A 19,676-nucleotide genomic window follows, 5' to 3' on the forward strand; every position below is an offset into this window, starting at 1 on the left:
GGAGAACCGCCCATGACCATGAGGAACCTCGCACTCCTCCTGCTCTACTGCCTGGTCGTCGTCCCCGCGGGAATCGTGGCGAGCCTGGGCCGCGACCCCCTGCGCCGCGCCGTCGACCGCGCCGCCGCGACCTACTGGATCGACGCCGGGGGAGCGCGGAGAAGCAAGAAGGCTTGAGGGCCGGGGCCGTACGGCCCGGCCCGGCACGCATGGCGGCCCCCTCGCCGTTGAGATCGCTTACTCATCGGCGAGGGGGAAGCATGCCCGCAAGATCATCATTGACGCGGCCGCGTCGGCCCCGGGACAGTTGTCCTTGTCCTTGTCCTTGTCCGCGGGGCGGTGCCGGCCGGATCAGCCGCTGCTCGTGGGGTAGATGTCCTTCTTCGGCAGCGCGAGGTGGGTGCAGCCGTGGCGCTGTGCCTGGTCGCGGGCGAAGGTGAGGAGCAGGCCGCGCATTTCACCGGCTGCCATGGGAGTCCGTCCGTGGGGCGGGGAGCTTCGGATGCGGAAGTTGGCGGCTTCGCCGTCGCAGCGGGCGGTGGCACGGCCGAATCTTTCGCTCATCAGGGGATCCTTTGCGCTACGGCCGCGGGGGAGCGCGACGTTGCCGAGCGCGAGCCTTTCGAACGGGGTCTGGCTCCAGGTTCCGTACCAGCCGCTGAAGTCGGCGTAGTCCGCAGCGAATCCGGGGTCGTGCAGTGAGCAGCTGGTGACGGGCGCGTGGGTGCCGGTGCGCGGGACGGCCTGCCAGGGTTTGCCGGAAGGGCTTCGCGGCAGCGCGGCCTTGTCCAGCCAGCTGCAGGGCGTGCCGGCGGTCCGGTTCAGCGGCAGCGGGCGGGGGCGGATCTGCGGCTGACGGGGCGGGGGCAGGGGAACGGCTCCGCAACCTGTGGTCTTCGATGCCGAGTTGGCGGCGGAGACCGCGATCCGCAAGGCGGCGGCCGGGGTGCCGTGCCGGCTGTTCCAGAACCCCATGACGTTGGTCAGCAGGTGCTTCTTGCGGCCGTTGGGGTCGCGTGGCAGGTCCGGGCAGCTCTGTACGAGGTAGTGGTCCATGCCGGCCTGGAACCCCGGGATGCCCGCGGGGAAGGGGAAGTCCGGTTCCGAGGCGGTGTCGAACGCACGGGACAGTTCCTGGTCGGTCCTCCAGGGGTCGGTGGTGACGCTCACGGACAACGCGAACTGGTCGTCGTCGAAGTTCACCCCGCACGACATCCGGCCTGAGGCGGGATCCATGCGCTCCTCGGCCGCCTGCAGCCGCTCATGCGGCAGCACATCGGCCAGATCGTCCGCCGACAGGCTTCCCCCGCAGATCGTCGCCGCGTACCACCACGGCTGCCACTGCGGCTTCAGCGCGTACGTCCCGCCGGCGAGCACGGCCAGCACCACCACGGCGACGGTCATCGTGCGCCTGCTCGGTATCGGTAAGAGTCTGTGTGCTCTGCTCGCTGTCAACGCTCCCCCTCGGATCGACGGCAGGCAGTCGCCGGTCCTGTGCGGCGTCACGGACCGCGGCCTCGTGGGCGGTTGTGGCGCCGGGCTCTCCCCTGTGGAGCCCGGCACCACCGCTCGGAAGGCGGCAGTTGCGAGGCACGGAAACCGTGCGCTCGGTCCCCATGTGCAAGAGGAACCCCGGTCGCACAGCGGCACCGCCTTGGCGAGGATCCTTCAACAACATCGCGTTGTCAACAATCGTTTAATCCAAGAACGTTGGCGGGGCTTCCCGGGTCTCCCCGGGTCGGCGGGCAGCCGAGATCGACACAATTGTGGTGCCGTTCATGGCGTACGGTGCTGGCGACCGTTAATCTCGGAGTGGCTGCGAGTGCGCCGCCGTCCCCGACTGTCCACCGACCAGGAGACCGCCCATCGCCATGGATGCCTCCCACGCGCACCCGGCGGATGGTCTCCCCGCCGTCGTCGCAGCGATTGACGAACTCCTCCGGGACCTGGGCCTGGGACGCGACGTCATCGACATCGACCACCTCTCGCACCGGACGGGCATCACGGTCCCTCGCGTCCAGGCCCTGCTCGATCACACCGGACAGGAATCCGGGAATGTGCAGGACTCCTTCCAGGACCGCCTCGTCTTCCTGCGGGACACCCGTCGCAAGCCCGACGGGAAGAGGTACACCCTCGACGAGATCGGCGCGGGGGCCGGCATCTCCCACGGCCAGGTCGGCTACCTCCTGAACGGAAAGCGGAAGAGCCCGGGGCTGGACGTCACCCGGAAGCTGGAGAAGTTCTTCGGCGTCGAACCCGGCTTCTTCACCGCCACCGAACGTCAGGCGCTCTATCGGGCCCTGCAGTCGACGCACGAGCAGCTGACCCATCTCGCGCTGCTCCGGGGCAAGGGCATCGACCGGCTGGCGATGCGCAGCGGCACCAGCGGTGACAGCAGAATCGACCGGGAGCTGCGGGAGGCGCTTTCCGAGGCCTTGAGCCGGCCGGAGCGCGAGGACCCCGAAGTGCGGGAGCTGACGGACCGTATGTGCTCCCTGCCCACCAGGAGCAGAAGGCGGGTCTTTCCGCTGATCCAGGGGCTGTTGGGGCTGGCGCGGCCCGAGAGCGACGACGGCCCGCCGCCCGGCCGGGGCGGCACCTGAACGGCGTGCGAAACGCGTGCAGGCGCGGCATCCGAACGGCACGGGAGGCCCGCGGGCTGCGCGGGCTTCGGTGTGGTGGGGCTCAGCTCCCGCCGACCGCTCCCGGCGCGGTGCCGCCGGCTGACACCACCGCGTCACGACGGCGTCGCGCTGCCACGTACTCCCGGCCCAGAAGCCGGAGCGCCGCGGCCACATCCGGCCGGGCGGACCCGTCGAGCAGCGCGGTCCCCTTCCTTGCCACTGCCCGCAGGGTCAGGCCCTGGATGCCGATCAGGGCGCGGACGAAGGGCCGGCTTCGGGCGTGCACCAGATCCACGAGCCCGTAGGACGCGGTCAGCCCCGTACGGATCCGCCGGGCCTGGTCGCCGACCAGTTCCCGGAAGCCCTCGGGGGCGCTGCCCTTGCGGGGCGGGCCGGTGCGGGTCAGGTCGCTGCGGGTGAGGCCGTGCCGGGCGAGGAGTTCTTCCGGGATGCCCAGCCGCCCGTTGCCCAGGTCCTCGGCGAGGTCGTTCAGGAAGTCGAGACGCTGACTCGCCTCGATGAAGCTCCGGCAGCCGGCCAGGTACGCGTCCGCGGGCGCCCCCGCGTCGAGCAGGCCGGCGATGAGCATGAAGGCGGGCAGCGAATAGCCGTCGATGTAGTGCTGGAAGTCGCCTTCCGAGGCAAATCCCTGCGTCTGCACCTCCAGGGGCGCGCCGGCGAGGAAGTCCTCGACGTACTGCCGGAGCCGGGGATGCCTGGCGATGGCGGCAAGGAGCGTCCGCAACACGGGCTCGTCGGCTTCGCCGCTCTTGAGGGCGGCGTGCACCCTGCCCTCCCAGTCGGCGAGCGCCGCGATCCGCTCGTCGGCCGGTCCCTGGTCGATGAGGTTGTCGCTGTGGTGCATGAAGGCGGTCGCGGCGATGACGTCGGGTACGAGCTCGGCGGGCAGCAGCAGGCGCACGGCGGTGTACTCGGCGCGGGCGTACCCGGCCACCAGCCGGCGCTGCTCGTCGTAGTCGCGGCGCAGCGAGGGGTCCGTGATCCCTGCCCGGTCGAGCGTCTTCGGCCATGTGGCCATCGTCGGCTCCCCATACTCGGTGGCGGTGCGCTTCACCATAGGTGATCGCGGTTGAGGGGATTGACGGGCTTGACCCCCTGATCCGTCCCGGCACCACCGGCCGTACCGCGCGGTGCGCCGGCCTCCTGAGACCGGCGGCAAGGCACCCCGGCCGGGCGGGAGTTGACGCTTCCGGCCGGGGCTCGCTGCGGAGCAGAGCTGTGGGAGGAGGGACGTAAGGACAGGCCTCAGCGAGCAGTGGCCAAAACCCGTGCCGTCCGGGCCAGCACCCGGGGGTGGGTCAGCGTTTTCGGATGCCGGCGCATGTGCACGACGTCCATGAACGCCTGGTTGACGCCGGAGTCGAGGACGGACGCTGCCGCGATCTTGTCGCCGGCCCAGCGGGCGAGCCGGTAGCCACGGGGGTACGGGCCCTGCACATGAGGCTGGGCGAGGTCCGCGGTCGCCGACACCTGCCAGGCCGCATCGACCACCACGGCGGCCCGCCGGAAGTACTCCCAGGCCGGATCGTGCGGAGGAGACCCGGCGCGCAGATACGCGGACAGGCACGAGGCCTGCAGTGCGGCAAGGGTGAGGCCCTGCCCGTAGATCGGGTTGACCGAGGCAACGGAGTCTCCCACCGCCACCAGTCCGCCGGGGAACCGCCTCAGCCGGGTGAAGTCGCGGCGCCGGCTCTCCTGGAAGGGGAAGGTGTGGACGTCGCCGAGCAGGGTGCACCGGTCCGCCACCTCGCGCAGCGGAGGGACGCAGCGCCGCATCCGGGCCAGAAATTCGGCCGGATCCCGCCCCGGGCGGTGATCCGTGTATCCGACCAGCACCACCATCCAGCGGTTGTCCTCCACCGCCACCATCGCCCCCGGTTCGCTGAGGGTGGGCTGGTATCCACTGGCCGGGCCCGGGGAGGCGTGCGCGACGACCGTGGAGGGGAGTTCGTCCCCGCGCGGGAAGAGGGCCGTGGCGTAGCCGAGGTCGACCCTCATCCGGTGCAGCGGGGCCTGGTCCCACCCGCTGCGGAGCAGCCAGGTGCCGAGGCGGCTGGACCGCCCCATGGCGTCGACCACCAGGTCGGCATCGAGTTCGTCCAGCCGGCCGGCGTGCGGTGATGTTTCCTCAGCGGTCGAGTACCGCACGCCGCAGACCCGGCCGGCGCTGAAGCGCAGGTCCTCGGCGCGCCCCTGCACGACACGGACCTGCGGCAGGGCCGTGACCCGCCGGCGGACCCGGCTTTCGATGAATGGCCGGGTGGCGCCCAGCATCCGGAGGTCGGGGACCTGCGCCTTGAGCGCTCCGTCGACGTAGAACTGCACCTCCGGGCCGGTCCCCAGGCGTGCCCCGCCCGCGACGAGTTCACCGGTGATGCCCGGGAACCAGCGTTCGAGGTGGGCGTGTCCCATGGACAGCAGCGCATGCAGTTGTTGTCGGTGCGGAGCGCCGCGCCCGGTGCCGTCCTCCCCCAAATCGTCCGCTTCGAGGATGACGACGTCGTCGGCATGCTCACTCAGCACGCGAGCGGCGTACAGGCCGGCGATGCTCCCGCCCAGGACCACAGCTCGTTTCATCAGTCCCCTAGGTGATTCGATGGTGCCCCGCGCCACGGGACGCCGGGCATGGTCGGGTGCCCGGGGCCGGCACGGGGCGGCCAATTCTGCCGCAGCCGTCGGGCGGGGCAGGCGGGCGTGGGCGAGGTTCCCGCCCGGCATGCCGAGGTCGCGCCGGCCGGGGAGACACCCCCTACGGCCGCTCGGGTATCTCGGTCGCCTCGGATACTTCAGACACCGCGGTCGCCTCCGTCGCCCCGGATGCCTCGTTCACCCCGGTCGCGGAACGCTGCACGCGCACCGCCCGCAACGCCGTAGCGACCAGCGGGGCGTTGAGCGCCTGGGCGACGCGCAGCAGCCGTTGGCGTTCGTCGGAGGCGGGGGTGTCCTCGCCGGGCAGCGCCACCTGCGGGCCCCCGGGTGCCTGGGGCTGACCGGGACGGCCCCGCAGCGCCGCTTCGCGCCGAGCGGCCTGCAGGCGCTGGGCCGCGTCCCGCAGGGCAGCGGCCGTGGCGGCCGCCTCCAGGTCCCGCTCCGACGTGTCCCGCTCCGAGGTGTCCCGCACCGAGAGGCGGCCGGCATCCGGCTTCCCCTGGGACGGCTCGTGCTCGTACGCGGCGTATACGGCGGCCGCGGGCAGCGGCGACACCCAGGGACGCAGCGCGCGCATCCCGTCCAGGATCTCGATCACGCGGCGGTGCAGATTGAAGCCGACGTTCCATGCCAGGCGGTGGCTGCGGGCGCTGTCCACGCTGAAGGCGAGGTCTTCGTCGACCCCTTCGACGACGAGATCCCACAACGGCTGCAGGGCCTTGATGTCACGCCGCTCGCGCAGCCATGCGCCCACCGCGGCCCCCGAGAGGCCGTAGCTGGTGATCAGGGCGCCGATCGAGCCGAAGGTGGAGCCGAGCACCCCCACCGCGTCCAGGGTGTGGTTGCCCAGGGCGGCCAGCGTGATGGCGGGGGCGCAGCACACCACATAGCCGAAGACGAACAGCATGGCGATGCCGAAGGAGCGCAGCGCGCGCTGGAATCGGGGGTCTTCGAGCTTCACCATGCGGCACTGCCGGTAGGTGCTCAGAGTCCCGCAGGCCAGCGTGGCGAGGAAGACCGCCAGGAACACCTGGATATGCGGCTCGGTCGCGAAGTCGGTGTTGAACTTCAGGGGGTCCGTCGGGCCGGACAGGCCGGCGGAACAGAACGTCACCACCATGACGGCCGGCGCCGCGACGTATGCGGCGGACCACAACGTGACCCTGCGGCGCAGCACAGCGGGACGCTGCCGCAACCGGGGATCCCACAGCATGGTGAGCAGATGGAGAAGGGAGAAGCAGGTCAGGATGCCGATGTAGACGGGAAGGGTGGCGAAGCCGGTGACACCGGTGAGTTCGCCCAGCTCCCGGTACCCCGCCGGAGCGGCCATCGTGAACACCAGGCCGGACGTCACAAAGTTCACCGTGATCAGGGACAGCGTGGGAGTGGGATCGCGCAGCAGCGCCAGGCACTTCCACCCGGCGATCACGAAGTCGAGGATCGCGATGGCCAGGTAGACGACGTTCGACGTGTTCTCAGACACCGGACCTCCGGTGGGAGAGCGCCGAGGAGAGGAACCCGTTGGTGTGCTGATCGCGCCGCAGTTCGAGGTGGCGCTGGAGCATCACGGTGGCGAACGCCTCCGCCCGTCGTTCATGGGCGCTGTCGTAGTGCGACCGGTTCAGGACCTGCAGCACCGGGCCCGTCTTCAGCCCGGGGAGGAGCTGCCGCACGGTTTCCTCGGTCATGAGCCGGTCGGAAGAGCCGTCGTCGGCCGGATGCTCCTCCCACAGGTGGAACAGCTCGTGGAGGCTGGCGTGCAGGCGGGTCAGTTCGTTCGCGGTGGAATCCACCACGATGAAGTCCCGGTCCTTGCCGCGGGCGCAGAATCCGGACACCTGCTGAGGAAGCGGCACTTCAGTGATCGTGATCGGCTTGTTGCGCCGCACGGCCACCGCGTCGACGAGGCCCTGCATGTCCCGTACGCCGGACAGCCGGAGATCGCGGTGGACGAGGCGGGTGACGGACCAGGTGGCGAACAAGACCGCCAACTGCTCTCGGAGCGAGGTCCACGGGGAGCTGGGAGGCCGGTGCTGAGGGGACTGCGGCAGCGCTGCTCGCTGCGCTGAACCATGACGGCGGGGCCACCACATGAACGGACACTCCTACGGCTGTTGCTGCGCTCGGTGAGGGAAGAGGGGACGAACGAAGAGAGGACAAGCGAAGAGGGGACGGCACGGGGCCAGGGAAGACGTCGGGCTCGGTGGACGTCGGACGGTCGGGGGCGGTGCGGTTTCGGCCAGAGTGACTGTAGGGCTACCGAGTGATACCGCACGGCATGTTTCCGGCGGGACGAGACGGAGGAAGGCCTTCTTTGGCCAAAGACGGGACAGGTTCGGACACGTTCCGCCGTTCCCGCGAGGGCTTCGAGGGCGCCCCGGTGCCTGCCGGAACGCCCGCACCGCCCCGCAATTCGCTGCATGTCCACACCATTTCGACTGGCGAGAGTGTAGTGCAGCCCCCTGCCCTTGGTGAGGGACAAGTCGCCCGGTGCTCCCGGGCGGCCCCAGGGGCAGGAGGCCTGGGATACCTGCTGGTCAGAGCGGTGCGCCGGGAAGAATCGACGGTCCAGGCCGCCCCGTCCGCAGGTCGCGGCCGCCCCGGCCGGCACTGCCTCCCGGCTTCCCCGTGGCCTCCCCGGCGCCCTGCCGCTATGCCGTGGCGCCCCCGCGGATCCCCGCGGACAATGGGAGGCGGGAGCGGTGCCGGCCGTCGCCCGGACGGTGGGCGCCGCGGCAGTGCTCAGTGCTTCGGGGGCTGCTCCGAGGACGGTGTGATGCTCGTCGACTGGGATGCGCCGATCACGATGGACGACGGGGTCGAGCTCCGCGCCGATGTGTTCCTGCCGGACGACGGTGCGACCCACCCCGTGATCATGAGTCATGGGCCGTACGCCAAGGGGCTCGCCTTCCAGGAGGGGTTCGCGCCCATGTGGCGCACCCTGGCGGACGAGCACCCCGATGCCGTCGCCGGGTCCTCGAACCGCTACCAGAACTGGGAGACGGCCGATCCCGAGAAGTGGGTGCCCGACGGGTACGTGGTGATCCGGGTCGACTCGCGCGGTGCCGGACGGTCGCCGGGCTACCTGGACATCTTCTCGCCGCGCGAGACGCGGGACTACTACGAGTGCATCGAGTGGGCGGGCGTCCAGCCCTGGAGCAACGGCAAGGTGGGGCTGCTCGGCATCTCGTACTACGCGGTCAACCAGTGGCAGGTCGCCGCGCTGCGGCCGCCGCACCTCGCGGCCATCTGCCCCTGGGAGGGCGGCACCGACTTCTACCGTGAACTCACCCATCACGGTGGGATCCTGCACACCTTCCTGCAGCAGTGGTACCCGGCGCGGGTCGCCGCGGTGCAGCACGGGGTGGGCGGGAGTCCCTGGCACCGGATCACGGGTGTTCCGGTCACCGGTCCCGGGGTGCTGAGCGACGAGGAGCGGGTGAAGAACGCGGCCGACCCGGTCGGCGCGGTGCACGATCATGCGCTGCTCGACGCGTACTACCGGGAGCGGACCGCGGACCTGCCGCGGATCACCGTCCCGGTGCTGGCCGCGGTCAACTGGGCGCATCACCTGCACACACGGGGCGGCTTCGAGGGATACGAGACGGTCGCCAGTGACCGGAAGTGGCTGGAAGTGCATGGGCTGCAGCACTGGGTGGAGTTCTACACGGACTACGGGGTCGGCCTGCAGAAGCGGTTTTTCGGGCACTTCCTCCAGGGCCGTGACACCGGCTGGGAGGACCAGCCGCCGGTCCTCCTCAACATCCGGCGGGCCGACGGCGACTTCGAGCAACGGCCGGAAGGCGAATGGCCGTTGGCGCGCACCCGGTGGACGGCGTTCCACCTCGATCTCGACCGTCTGGCGCTCGCGCCGGCGGCGGCCCCCGGCGAGCGGAGCGCCGCGTTCGACGCGCTCGGCGAGGGGCTGACGTTCTGGACCGAGCCCCTGGCGGACGAGCTGGAGCTGACCGGGCCCGCCTCCGCGTCGCTGCGGGTGGCCTCGTCGACCACGGACGCCGATCTGTTCCTCACCCTCCGGGTGCAGGACCCCGGCGGCCGCGAGGTCACCTTCGTCAGCGCGATGGACCCGCACGGGGCGATCGGACTGGGCTGGCTGCGGGCCTCGCTCCGCAAGCTCGACCGCACGCGCAGCGAGCCGTACCGGCCCTGGCACACCTTCGACGAGCGGCAGCCGCTCACCCCCGGTGAACCGGTCGATCTGCACGTCGAGATCTGGCCGACGTCGGTGGTCGTCCCGGCCGGCTACCGCCTCGGCGTCTCGGTCCAGGGCCGGGACTTCGAGCTTCCGGGGGAGGGCCCGTGGCCGTCGGCGTCCGGGGTCGCGATGCGGGGCAACGGCACCTTCCTGCACACCGATGCCGAGGACCGGGGCTCGGACGTCTACGCGGGCCGGACGACGCTGATCAGCGGGGGGAGGCATCCGTCCTTTCTGTTGCTGCCGGTCGTTCCCGGAAAGGGCGGTGGGTGAGGGGGCCGCACGCGGTCCGGCCGTACGGCCCCCGGGGAGCGGGCCGGGAGGTCAGGAGGACTGGGCCGTGGTGTAGAGGTTCTTGGCGTCGTCGCCGAAGTACGGGCCGAACATGGTGTTGGCCCAGAACTGGTAGCCGAAGCTGTTCACCGAGGACTGCAGCCCGGTGCCGGTCTTCTCGTCGAAGGTGGTGAACCAGGGGCCGCCGCTGGAGCCGCCGGTCATGTTGCAGGCGAGGCCGTGGTCACCGGAGAACAGCGGGTCCTTGAAGGTGGTGCCGCTGCAGTAGATCAGCTTGCTGCCGTCGTACGGGGCGGCCGCGGGGAAGCCGAAGGCGTACATCGCCTTGCTGTAGCCGGAGTTGAAGGACAGGCCCTGGCCGCCGACGACATCGGTGAGCTTCTTGCCGTCGAGCGGGGCGACCACCGCGGCACCGACGTCGTAGTTGATGTCCTCGCTCGCCGTCCACTGCGGGGTGGAGAGCGTCTTGGCCGCCGCCCACTTGCCGTACGGCGCCTCGCCGTCGTGGTAGCCGGGGACGAAGATCCAGTCGGTGTGCCAGACGCCGCCCAGCTTCACACAGTGCCCCGCGGTGAGCACGGTGCTCTTGTTGCCGCTGGTCACCGCGTCACCGGAACAGGCGGCGGTGCGGCCCTGGTAGGTGAAGAACACCCGGCCGGTGGTCTTGGTGACCGCGCCGCCGCCGGTCCAGGGCCCGCCGGCCTGGGGGAGCGTGCCGGGGAGCAGCGGGCCGGCGGCGGGCGCCTTCCCGGCCTCCGAGGCCTGCGGGAGCCGCGGGAGCCGCGGGAGCCGCGGGAGCGTGGGGGCCACCGTCAGCGGGGCGCCGCGCGGGACCGCGGTGGCGGGGGTGTGCTTCGCGGGTGCGGTGAGGTCCAGGGGTACGGCGCTGCGCATCCGGTCCGCGGTCCAGAAGGCGTCGGCGGCGGTCCGCGGGGCGGGGGAGCGGTGGGAGGGGGAGTGCTGCCCGGTGGCGGCGGCCGAGCCGGCGGGGAGCAGCAGGGCGAGCAGCGTACCGGCGGCGGTCAGGGTGCCGAGGGCGGCCCGGGACCTGTGCACACGGCGTGGCGCGGGGATGCCGTGAACTGCCGGTATGCCGCGAACGGTTCGTCTCACGCGTAACTCCTTCTGCGGGGGCCGCGCGCGCCGGGGCGCGTACGGCCGCGGGGGATCGGGGCCGCGCGCGGGCGGCCCCGGCAGACGAGTGGTGCGGATCCGAGGCAAGGGTGCCACCGGAAGCGACAGGAGGGCAGGGGGCGTACGGGGATTCGACGCGCCGGGGCGGTGCGGCGGATCGGCCCCCGGCCGGCGAGCACCGCAATCTCGCCATCCCTCGGCCCCGCCCCCTCCTCAGCCCTCAACCACGCCCGATATAAGGCATGTTGGTCGCCATCACCGTCGCGAACTGCACATTGGCGTTCAGTGGCAGCTCCGCCATGTGCACCACCGTGCGGGCCACATCCGCCGCGTCCATCACCGGCTCCACCGCCAGTTCGCCGTTCGCCTGCAGAATGCCGGTCTGCATCCGGCCGGTCATCTCGGTCGCCGCATTGCCGATGTCGATCTGGCCGCAGGCGATGCCGTACGGACGGCCGTCCAGGGAGAGGGACTTGGTCAGGCCGGTCATCGCGTGCTTGGTGGCCGTGTACGCCACGGAGCGCGGGCGCGGCGCGTGCGCGGAGACCGAGCCGTTGTTGATGATGCGTCCGCCCTGCGGCTCCTGGGACTTCATGGCGCGGAACGCGGCCTGGGCGCAGAGGAAGGAGCCGGTGAGGTTGACGTCGACGACCGCGCGCCAGTCGTCGTAGGCAAGGTCCTCCAGCGCTGCCGCCCGGCCGAACGTGCCCGCGTTGTTGAAGAGCAGATCGATCCGGCCGAAGCGTTCGCGGGCGGCGGCGAAGAGGGCGTCGACCTCATCGGGTCGGGTGACATCGGTCGGCACCGTCAGCACCGCGGGGCCGCCGGCGTCCAGCGGGCCCGCCAGCCGCGAGGTCTCCGCCAGCGCCTGTGCGCGCCGCCCGGCCAGGACCACCGTCCAGTGGGCGGCGATCAGCGCATGGGCGACCGCCCGCCCGATACCGGACCCGGCGCCGGTGACCACGGCCACCTTCCGGTGCGGTGCCCCGCCCTGCCGTGCCTCCTGTGGCGCAGGTGCCGTCTGCATGCTCTGCCCGCCCCGCGAGGCCGGTGCCGGCAGTGTGGGCCGGTCCGCGGTCGCCGTGCCGCCCACCTGCCCGGCCCGTGCCCTCGGCGTCGTCCGCGTGGTCCGTGCCGGCTCTGTGTTCTCTGCCATGGCGGCAGCGTAATCGGCGTACGGCGGGCGTACGGGCAGCCGCCGCGCCTCAGCCCGTGGTGTGGAAGCGCCGCAGCACCGCGGCCTTCGTGGCGGTGAACTCCTCCTCGGTGAGGACGCCCTCCCGGCGCAGCTCGCCCAGTTCGCGCAGCCGGCGCAGCAGGGCGTCATGGTCGTCGGCGGGGGCCGCGCCGGATGCCGGGGGAGCGGCCGGGGCGGGTGCCGCGGGGGCAGGCAGGGCCGGGGAGGCGTGCCGGGCCGGGGTGCCCGCCGTCAGGGCCTTGCCGGGGCCGGCGGCCGACGGGTGCGGCAGCCGTGCCGCGACCGCGGCCGCCAGCAGCGCCGTCGTGCCGCTCTCCTTCTTGAAGCCCCACAGTTCGATGGCGTGGGGGTCGTGCTCCGGCGCGATCCGCTCGGTCGCCCCGTGCGTCCGGAAGCGGAGATAGCCGGACTCCAGCCCGGCGGCGGCCCGCCACTCCACCGCCTCCAGATCGGCCAGCGCGAAGTCCCTGGGGCCCTGGTTGCGCTTGGTCTCACTGGTGTTCCAGCGCCATTCGAGGTGCACCCGCTCCCCGTCGAAGGAAGCGATCCCGTCCACCCCCGCGGCCGACAGCGGCACGGCCGGACCGGGCAGCAGATAGCGGTCGGCGGGCCCGTCCGGTACCTGCTCCAGCAGCAGGGCCTGGCGCACCGCGTCCACGAAGTACTCGGCGACATCGGCCCGCGCGGCGTCCACCGCCACCTGATACGGGTTCGCCTCGTCCGGCAGTCCGCCGCCGGTGACCTGTAACAGCGGATCCGCGCCCTCCCGCAGCCGCAGTCGCAGCCGTCCGCCCTTGCGGGCCGGTTCGTAGGCGACCCCGGCCATCGCGATCAGCGGCACCGTGAACTCACCGAGATCCCGGCGGAGTTTGTGCACCCCGCGCTCGTGCCCCGGCACGATTCGCACGGCCTCGTCGTCGAAGGTCCAGGTCCCGTCGCGCACCATCAGTTCAGCCATGCCCCGAATCCTACGGAGGCACGGCGGGTGCCGTGATTGTCCGACGGCGTCCGTTGCGGGACGGGTCCTCATCCACCTGTCATGCCTGCGACGTGCACGGGACAGCGCCGCGCCGTCCCGCCGCCCTGCAATCACCGGTGACAACCGCCGCCAGGGGAGGGCCAGATGACGCACCACGCACCGTACGAGCAGGAGATCAGGGCCGCCGCCGCACACGTCGGCCGCCGCCGCTTTCTCACCGTCACCGGAGCCGCCGCCGCGCTCGCCTTCACGACCAACCTCCCGGGCACCGGTGCCTTCGCCGCCGAGGCCGATGCGCGGAAGATCGCCGAGAACCCCTTCACGCTCGGCGTGGCCTCCGGGGACCCGCAGCCCGGCTCCGTGGTGCTGTGGACCCGGCTCGCGCCGCGGCCGTACGAGGAAGGCAACGGTATGCCGGACGCCAGGGTCACCGTCCGCTGGGAAGTCGCCTACGACGAGCGCTTCCAGCGGCTGGCCGGCCGGGGCCGCGCCGAGGCGCACCCGGAGTTCAACCACTCCGTGCACATCGAGCCCACCGGCCTCGCACCCGACCGCGTCTACTACTACCGCTTCCGCGCCGGCAACTGGATCAGCCCGGTCGGCCGCACCCGCACCGCGCCCGCCCGCGCCGCCCGGCTCTCCGAGCTGAAGCTCGCCGCGGTCTCCTGCCAGGCCTACCACGACGGCTACTTCACGGCCTACCGGCACCTGGCCGAGGAAGACCTCGACGTCGTCTTCCACCTCGGCGACTACCTCTACGAGTACCCGGTCGACGCGGCCGGCGGCGTCCGCCGCTACACCGACCGCACACTGCCCGCGGTCTTCAACCGGGAGGCGGTCACCCTGGAGGACTACCGGCTGCGCTACGCCCTCTACAAGTCCGACCCGGACCTGCAGGCCGCGCACGCCGCGCACCCCTTCGTCGTCACCTGGGACGACCACGAGGTGGAGAACAACTACGCCTCCGGCATCAGCGAGGACGACCTCCCGCCCGCCGCGTTCCTCGTCCGCCGGGCCGCCGCCTACCGGGCGTACTGGGAGAACCAGCCGTTGCGCCGTCCGCAGCGGCCCGACGGTCCCGACGCCCGGCTCTACCGCCGCGTCCCGTACGGACAGCTCGCCCAGTTCGACATCCTCGACACCCGCCAGTACCGCTCCGACCAGGCCTACGGCGACGGCTGGCACGCCCCGGGCCCCGAGTCCCTGGACCCCGCGCGCACCCTGACCGGCGCCGCCCAGGAGCGCTGGCTGATCGACGGCTGGCGGCAGTCCTCCGCGCGCTGGAACGTCCTGCCGCAGCAGGTCACCTTCTCCGAGCGGCGCAACGCCACCGGCCCCGGCTACCAGCTGAGCATGGACGCCTGGGACGGCTACGCGGCCTCCCGCGACCGGGTCCTTACGGGCGCGGAGTCGGCGGGCGTGGACAACCTCGTCGTGCTCACCGGCGATGTGCACGTCCACTACGCCTTCGACATCAAGAAGGACTTCAAGGACCCCGGCTCGCGCACCGCGGGGGTGGAGTTCGTCACCACCTCGATCGCCAGCGGCGAGGACGGCGCGGACAAGCCCGCCAACTGGGCCACGTACCTGGCCGCCAACCCGCACATGAAGTTCTACAACGGCCGGCGCGGCTATGTCACCGTCACCCTCGGCCAGGACACCGCCCGCGCCGACTACCGCACGGTGTCCGCCGTCACCACCCCCGGGGCGCCGGTGCACACCGCCGCCTCCTTCGTCTCCGAGGCGGGTGATCCGGGGCTGAAGCCCGCCTGACCGGGCCTGCCGGGACCTGGGTCCTAGGACCTCCACACGTCCGGTTTCCGCCCAAGGGACCGGTCCGGAACCTGCCGGGAGCCGCCTTGTGCATGACACCATGGTGCCGCCCTCGACGACCCATGGAGACGCAGATGACGGAGCCCGGAGCGGCTGATTCCACGGACCTTCCCGCCATAGCCGAGCGGGGCGCGGCAGCAGCACCGACTGCACCGGCCCCGCTGCCCGCGTCCCGCCGCACCGGCCTCCTCGTCACCCTCGTCCTCGGCGGCCTCACGGCGGTCCCGCCGCTCTCCATGGACATGTATCTGCCGGCCCTGCCGCAGGTCACCGCTGTTTTGCACAGCCCGGCCGCCACCGTCCAGCTCACCTTGACCACCTGCCTGGCGGGCATGGCGCTGGGCCAGATGATCGTCGGCCCGATGAGCGACAAGTGGGGCCGCCGCCGCCCGCTGCTGGCCGGAATGGTGATCTACATCCTGGCGACCGCGCTGTGCGCCCTCGCCCCCACCGCCGAACTCCTCATCGGCTGCCGCCTGTTGCAGGGCCTGGCGGGATCCGCCGGGATCGTCATCGCCCGGGCGGTGGTCCGCGACCTCTACGACGGCGTGGCGATGGCCCGGTTCTTCTCCACCCTGATGCTGATCTCCGGAGCGGCGCCGGTGGTCGCCCCGCTCATCGGCGGGCAGATCCTCCGGATCACCGACTGGCGCGGCGTGTTCGTCGTCCTCACCGCCGTCGGGGTGGCGCTCACCCTCCTGGTGTGGCGCCGGCTCGACGAGACCCTGCCGCCCGCCCGCCGCCACCCCGGCGGCCTCGGCCAGGCCCTGCGCACCATGCGCGATCTGCTCGCCGACCGTGCCTTCTCCGGCTACCTCCTCGTCGGCGCCTTCGCCTTCGCCGCCCTCTTCGCCTACATCTCCGCCTCGCCTTTCGTCATCCAGGAGATCTACGGCGCCTCCCCGCAGACCTTCAGTCTGCTCTTCGGCCTCAACTCGGTCGGCCTGGTGTGTGTCGGCCAGTTCAACGGCAAGGTCCTGGTCGGCCGGGTCAGCCTCGACAAGGTGCTCGGCACCGGACTGGCCGTGATCGTCCTCGCCGCCACCGCGCTGCTGGTGATGTCCTCCGGCGTCCTCGGCCGCCCCGGCCTGGTCCCGGTGGCGGCCGGCCTCTTCGTCCTGATGTCGGCGATGGGCCTGGTCATGCCGAGCACCAACACCCTCGCGCTGCTGCGCACCCCGCATGCGGCCGGCTCCGCCTCCGCGCTGCTGGGCACCTCCACCTTCCTGCTCGGCTCGGTGGCCTCGCCGCTGGTGGGCATCGCGGGCGAGCGGACGGCCCTGCCGATGGCCCTCGTACAGCTCTCCTGCGCCATATTGGCGCTCGTGAGCTTCCTGGGGATGTGCCGCCCGTGGCAGCGTAGGGGGGAGAGCGACGGGAGCACGGCCGGCGAGAGGACCAGGCTCTGAACGCACCGAGACTCACCTACGGCACGCCCGCCCGGGCGGGACTGGACCCCGCCTCGATGGAGCGGCTGGTCCGCGGCGTGCGGGCGCTGCCCGAGGGCCGTCCGCCCTGGGCACCCGGAGTCGTCGTCCTGGCCGGCCGCGGCCCCGTCGTCGCCGCCGAGGCCGCCGCGGGCTGGGCGCTGCGCTACCGGGCCTGGGACCCCGAGCGCGGGCGCGGCCTCGATCTGCCCCGCGACCTGTGGGAACCGATGCGGGTCGGCACGGTCTTCGACCTGGCCTCGCTCAGCAAGCTCTTCACCGCCATCGCCGCGGTCCAGCAGATCGAGCGCGGCCGGCTGGCCCTCGACGACGAGGTCCGCGCCGATCTGCCCGTCTTCGCCCCCGGCATCACCGTCCGGCAGCTGCTCACCCACACCTCCGGCCTCGCCCCCGAGCTGCCCTTTTACGACCACCGGACCCGCGCCGCCCAACTGGCGCTCCTGTGGGCCGAGGCCGCGGCCCCCGGCGGGCGCCCCGGCACCGCACACCGCTACTCCGACCTCAACCTCATCGCCCTCCAGCTCCTCCTGGAGCACCGCACCGGCCGGCGGCTCGACGCCCTGGTCCGCGACGGCATCACCGGCCCGCTGGACATGTGCAGCACCACCTACGGCCCGCTGGCGCCGCAGGGCGTGGCGGCGACCGAGGACCAGCGGCGGCCCTGGGCCAAGGCGGACCGCGGCCTGGTCCGCGGCGAGGTGCACGACGAGAACGCCTGGGCACTGGGCGGCGTGGCCGGACACGCGGGCCTCTTCTCCACCGCGCAGGACCTGGCCGTGCTGTGCCGCACCCTGCTCAACGGCGGCGCCTACGGCACGGCCCGGATCCTCGGCCCCGATGCCGTCGCCGCCCTCCTCGACCCGCCGGGTCTGGGTTTCGGCGTCGACCAGCCGTACTTCATGGGCGAGTTGGCGGGCCGCGGCGCGGCCGGGCACACCGGCTTCACCGGCACCAGCCTGGTCCTCGACCGGGCCACCGACACCTTCCTCGTCCTCCTCGCCAACACCGTCCACCCCCGCCGCCACAACGGCGGCAGCGCCCCACGGGCCGCGGCCGCCACCCGGCTGGCCCGCGCGGTGGTCCGCGCCACCTGACCGGGCCGGAGTACCCCGTCATCAGGCGAGGCACCCCACGACCGGACAGGGCACCCCTCGACCAGGCAAGGCACCCCACCGGCCCCCGTAGAATTTCCCCCATGCACGAGGAACTGCGCGCCGCGCTGGCGGGCCTGCTCGACGGCCTGCCGCCCAAACAGGCCGCGCAGGCCGTCGAGCGGCTGATCGCCAACTACCGGGGACGCACCCCCACCGACGCCCCGGTCCTGCGCGACCGCGCGGATGTGGCCGCGTACGCCGCCTACCGCATGCCGGCCACCTTCGAGGCGGTACGGGCGGCGCTGGCCGCGTTCGCCGCACGGGTCCCGGACTGGTCCCCGGCCACCCACGTCGACATCGGCGGCGGCACCGGCGCCGCCACCTGGGCCACCGCGGCCACCTGGGAAGGCCCCCGCAGCACCGTCCTGGACTGGGCACAGCCCGCCCTCGACCTCGGCAGGGAACTGGCCGCCAAGACCCTCCCCGACACCACCTGGCAGCGGGCGGTCATCGGCGAGGGCCTGTCGGTCCCGGCCGGCACGGACCTGGTCACCGTCTCCTACGTCCTGGGGGAGCTCCGCCCCGAGGACCGCCGCGCCGTCGTCGCCGCGGCGGCCACCGCGGCGGCCACCGTCGTCCTGATCGAACCCGGCACCCCCGAGGGCTACCTCCGCATCCGCGAGGCCCGCACCCAGCTCACCGAGGCCGGACTGCGCATCGTCGCGCCCTGCCCGCACAGCGACACCTGTCCGATCGTCCCGCTCGTCCCCGGGCCGGGGGCGCCCCCGGCGGTGGCCGGCGGAGACTGGTGCCACTTCGCCGCCCGGGTCAACCGCTCCTCCCTCCACCGCCAGGTCAAGGGCGGCTCCCTCCCGTACGAGGACGAGAAGTTCAGCTACGTGGCCGCGACCACCCTCGACGCCACCCCCGCCCCCGCCCGCATCATCCGCAAACCCCAACTCCGCAAGGGCCAGGTCCTCCTGGACCTGTGCACGGCGCAGGACGGGCTGCAGCGCACCACGGTGACCAAGCGGCACGGCACCCACTACCGCGACGCCCGCGACGCCGCCTGGGGCGACGACTGGTCCTGACCGGGCCCACGGGAATTCAGGCCGGCGTCCGGGCGGCCCGCGGCTCACTTCTCCCGCGCCCGCTCCTGGAACTTGCGCAGCAGTTCACCGCGCCGTTCCTGTGCCTGGGACCGTCCCGGGCCGCCGCGGTCCGCGGCGCCGCCGCCACGCAGCGCGCCGCGCGAGAGCTTGGCGCGCGTACCGCCGACCCCGAGCATTCCGCCGGCATTTCCCTTGCTCATGGAATTCCCCTTCCTCGTCGCTTTCCTCCACATCGAACGAGACGGGTCGTCTCGCTCGATTTCCATCATGAGCGAGACGACCCGTCTCGTCAAGACGATACGTCTCGCCTCTCCCTCGCTAGACTTCCCCGCATGGCCGACAAAGCAGCCCCCGACTCTTCCCGCCGCAGCGAACGCTCCCGCCGGGCGATCTTCGATGCCGCCCTCGCCCTGGTCGGCGAGGTGGGCTACGACAAGCTCACGATCGAAGGCATCGCCTCCCGGGCCGGGGTCGGCAAGCAGACGATCTACCGCTGGTGGCCCTCCAGGGCCGCGGTCCTGCTGGACGCCTTCACCGCCGGCGTCGACGACTACTCCGCGCAGGGGCTGCCGGACACCGGTGATCTGGCCGCGGACCTGAAGTTCGTGCTGCGTGCCACCGTCGACGAATTCAACGATCCGGCGTTCCAGGCCCCCTATCGCGCCCTCGCTGCGGCCGGCGCCAACGACGAGAGCCTCTCCCGCACCTTCGTCGCGCGGCTGATGGAGCCCGGCATCCAGGTCTACGTCGACCGGCTGCGGGCGGCCCAGGAAACCGGCGAGATCGCCGACGGCGTCGATGTGCGGATCGCCGTCGAGATGCTGCTGAGTCCCTTCTCACAGCGCTGGCTGATGCGTACCGGTGAATTGACCTACGACTTTGTCGACACCCTTGTCGACCAGGTGCTGCACGGCCTGCGCCCCCGCGGCTGAACACGCCGGGCGGCCGGGCGCGGGGAGCGGCATCCTGTCGTCGATGACCTGAATTGCCGCTATTGGTCCGCCGTTCGTTCACCCCGGATCTCCACACCGGTCACCCGAGGAGCAGGATGGTGGCAGCATTGATCCCAGACCA

At 72.2% G+C, this 19,676-nt stretch carries 17 protein-coding genes; 8 read left to right on the plus strand and 9 right to left on the minus strand.

Translation table 11 applies throughout. From position 1 onward, the window contains the following. Nucleotides 1–12 precede the first annotated feature (12 nt). Entirely contained in the window at nucleotides 13–177 is a 165-nt protein-coding gene (locus tag D9V36_RS41185) for a hypothetical protein (protein WP_164993069.1), read from the plus strand. 174 nt (nucleotides 178–351) lie between these two features. On the opposite strand, the gene D9V36_RS31140 is transcribed toward D9V36_RS41185, so the two are convergent. Then, entirely contained in the window at nucleotides 352–1,404 is a 1,053-nt protein-coding gene (locus tag D9V36_RS31140; RefSeq protein WP_129296690.1) for a hypothetical protein, read from the minus strand. Between the two features lie 467 nt (nucleotides 1,405–1,871). Here D9V36_RS31140 and D9V36_RS31145 point away from each other — a divergent pair, with 467 nt between their 5' ends. Beyond that, nucleotides 1,872–2,603 carry a helix-turn-helix domain-containing protein gene (locus D9V36_RS31145; RefSeq protein ID WP_129296691.1) on the plus strand — a complete coding sequence of 244 codons (732 nt, stop codon included), beginning with the start codon at nucleotides 1,872–1,874 and terminating at the stop codon, nucleotides 2,601–2,603. A gap of 82 nt (nucleotides 2,604–2,685) precedes the next feature. On the opposite strand, the gene D9V36_RS31150 is transcribed toward D9V36_RS31145, so the two are convergent. From D9V36_RS31150 to D9V36_RS31165, 4 genes are all read right to left on the minus strand, one after another. Continuing rightward, nucleotides 2,686–3,663, minus strand: a complete 978-nt coding sequence (locus tag D9V36_RS31150; protein ID WP_129296692.1) for a phytoene/squalene synthase family protein — start codon at nucleotides 3,661–3,663, stop codon at nucleotides 2,686–2,688. Between the two features lie 227 nt (nucleotides 3,664–3,890). Beyond that, nucleotides 3,891–5,222 (minus strand): FAD-dependent oxidoreductase, encoded by a 1,332-nt coding sequence (locus D9V36_RS31155; protein ID WP_129296693.1) that lies wholly within the window; start codon nucleotides 5,220–5,222, stop codon nucleotides 3,891–3,893. 172 nt (nucleotides 5,223–5,394) lie between these two features. Further along, nucleotides 5,395–6,777 carry an MAB_1171c family putative transporter gene (locus D9V36_RS31160; RefSeq protein WP_129296694.1) on the minus strand — a complete coding sequence of 461 codons (1,383 nt, stop codon included), beginning with the start codon at nucleotides 6,775–6,777 and terminating at the stop codon, nucleotides 5,395–5,397. After that, nucleotides 6,770–7,276 carry a hypothetical protein gene (locus D9V36_RS31165; protein ID WP_129296695.1) on the minus strand — a complete coding sequence of 169 codons (507 nt, stop codon included), beginning with the start codon at nucleotides 7,274–7,276 and terminating at the stop codon, nucleotides 6,770–6,772. The genes D9V36_RS31160 and D9V36_RS31165 overlap by 8 nt, the downstream gene beginning before the upstream one ends. 794 nt (nucleotides 7,277–8,070) lie before the next feature. Here D9V36_RS31165 and D9V36_RS31170 point away from each other — a divergent pair. Beyond that, nucleotides 8,071–9,783 (plus strand): CocE/NonD family hydrolase, encoded by a 1,713-nt coding sequence (locus D9V36_RS31170; RefSeq protein ID WP_129296696.1) that lies wholly within the window; start codon nucleotides 8,071–8,073, stop codon nucleotides 9,781–9,783. A gap of 51 nt (nucleotides 9,784–9,834) precedes the next feature. Here D9V36_RS31170 and D9V36_RS31175 read toward each other — a convergent pair whose 3' ends face one another. The 3 genes from D9V36_RS31175 to D9V36_RS31185 all read right to left on the minus strand — a co-directional run bounded on the left by D9V36_RS31175 (nucleotide 9,835) and on the right by D9V36_RS31185 (nucleotide 13,094). Further along, entirely contained in the window at nucleotides 9,835–10,917 is a 1,083-nt protein-coding gene (locus D9V36_RS31175) for a trypsin-like serine peptidase (RefSeq protein WP_241721118.1), read from the minus strand. A gap of 241 nt (nucleotides 10,918–11,158) precedes the next feature. Next, nucleotides 11,159–11,965 (minus strand): SDR family oxidoreductase, encoded by an 807-nt coding sequence (locus tag D9V36_RS31180; RefSeq protein ID WP_129298808.1) that lies wholly within the window; start codon nucleotides 11,963–11,965, stop codon nucleotides 11,159–11,161. A 178-nt stretch (nucleotides 11,966–12,143) separates the two neighbouring features. Further along, complete coding sequence (locus D9V36_RS31185) at nucleotides 12,144–13,094, minus strand: DUF4429 domain-containing protein (protein WP_129296697.1); 951 nt, start codon at nucleotides 13,092–13,094, stop codon at nucleotides 12,144–12,146. Between the two features lie 165 nt (nucleotides 13,095–13,259). Between D9V36_RS31185 and D9V36_RS31190 the strand changes: the two genes are divergently transcribed. The 4 genes from D9V36_RS31190 (at nucleotide 13,260) to D9V36_RS31205 (ending at nucleotide 18,581) form a co-directional block, all read left to right on the plus strand. Then, a complete protein-coding gene (locus tag D9V36_RS31190) occupies nucleotides 13,260–14,888 on the plus strand; it encodes an alkaline phosphatase D family protein (RefSeq protein ID WP_129296698.1) in 1,629 nt (542 codons plus the stop codon). A gap of 134 nt (nucleotides 14,889–15,022) precedes the next feature. Next, nucleotides 15,023–16,357, plus strand: coding sequence for a multidrug effflux MFS transporter (locus D9V36_RS31195; protein ID WP_129296699.1), 1,335 nt, complete (start codon nucleotides 15,023–15,025; stop codon nucleotides 16,355–16,357). Nucleotides 16,358–16,413: 56 nt separating this feature from the next. After that, entirely contained in the window at nucleotides 16,414–17,490 is a 1,077-nt protein-coding gene (locus tag D9V36_RS31200) for a serine hydrolase domain-containing protein (protein WP_241721119.1), read from the plus strand. 101 nt (nucleotides 17,491–17,591) lie between these two features. Beyond that, nucleotides 17,592–18,581 (plus strand): small ribosomal subunit Rsm22 family protein, encoded by a 990-nt coding sequence (locus D9V36_RS31205; RefSeq protein WP_129296701.1) that lies wholly within the window; start codon nucleotides 17,592–17,594, stop codon nucleotides 18,579–18,581. Nucleotides 18,582–18,625: 44 nt separating this feature from the next. Here D9V36_RS31205 and D9V36_RS41190 read toward each other — a convergent pair whose 3' ends face one another. Beyond that, nucleotides 18,626–18,802 carry a DUF6243 family protein gene (locus D9V36_RS41190; protein ID WP_164992856.1) on the minus strand — a complete coding sequence of 59 codons (177 nt, stop codon included), beginning with the start codon at nucleotides 18,800–18,802 and terminating at the stop codon, nucleotides 18,626–18,628. Between the two features lie 132 nt (nucleotides 18,803–18,934). Between D9V36_RS41190 and D9V36_RS31210 the strand changes: the two genes are divergently transcribed. Beyond that, nucleotides 18,935–19,534, plus strand: a complete 600-nt coding sequence (locus D9V36_RS31210; protein WP_129296702.1) for a TetR/AcrR family transcriptional regulator — start codon at nucleotides 18,935–18,937, stop codon at nucleotides 19,532–19,534. The last annotated feature ends 142 nt before the right edge of the window (nucleotides 19,535–19,676 follow it).

The sequence above is a fragment of the Streptomyces lydicus genome, assembly GCF_004125265.1.
GTDB classification, from domain to species: Bacteria; Actinomycetota; Actinomycetes; order Streptomycetales; family Streptomycetaceae; genus Streptomyces; species Streptomyces lydicus_C.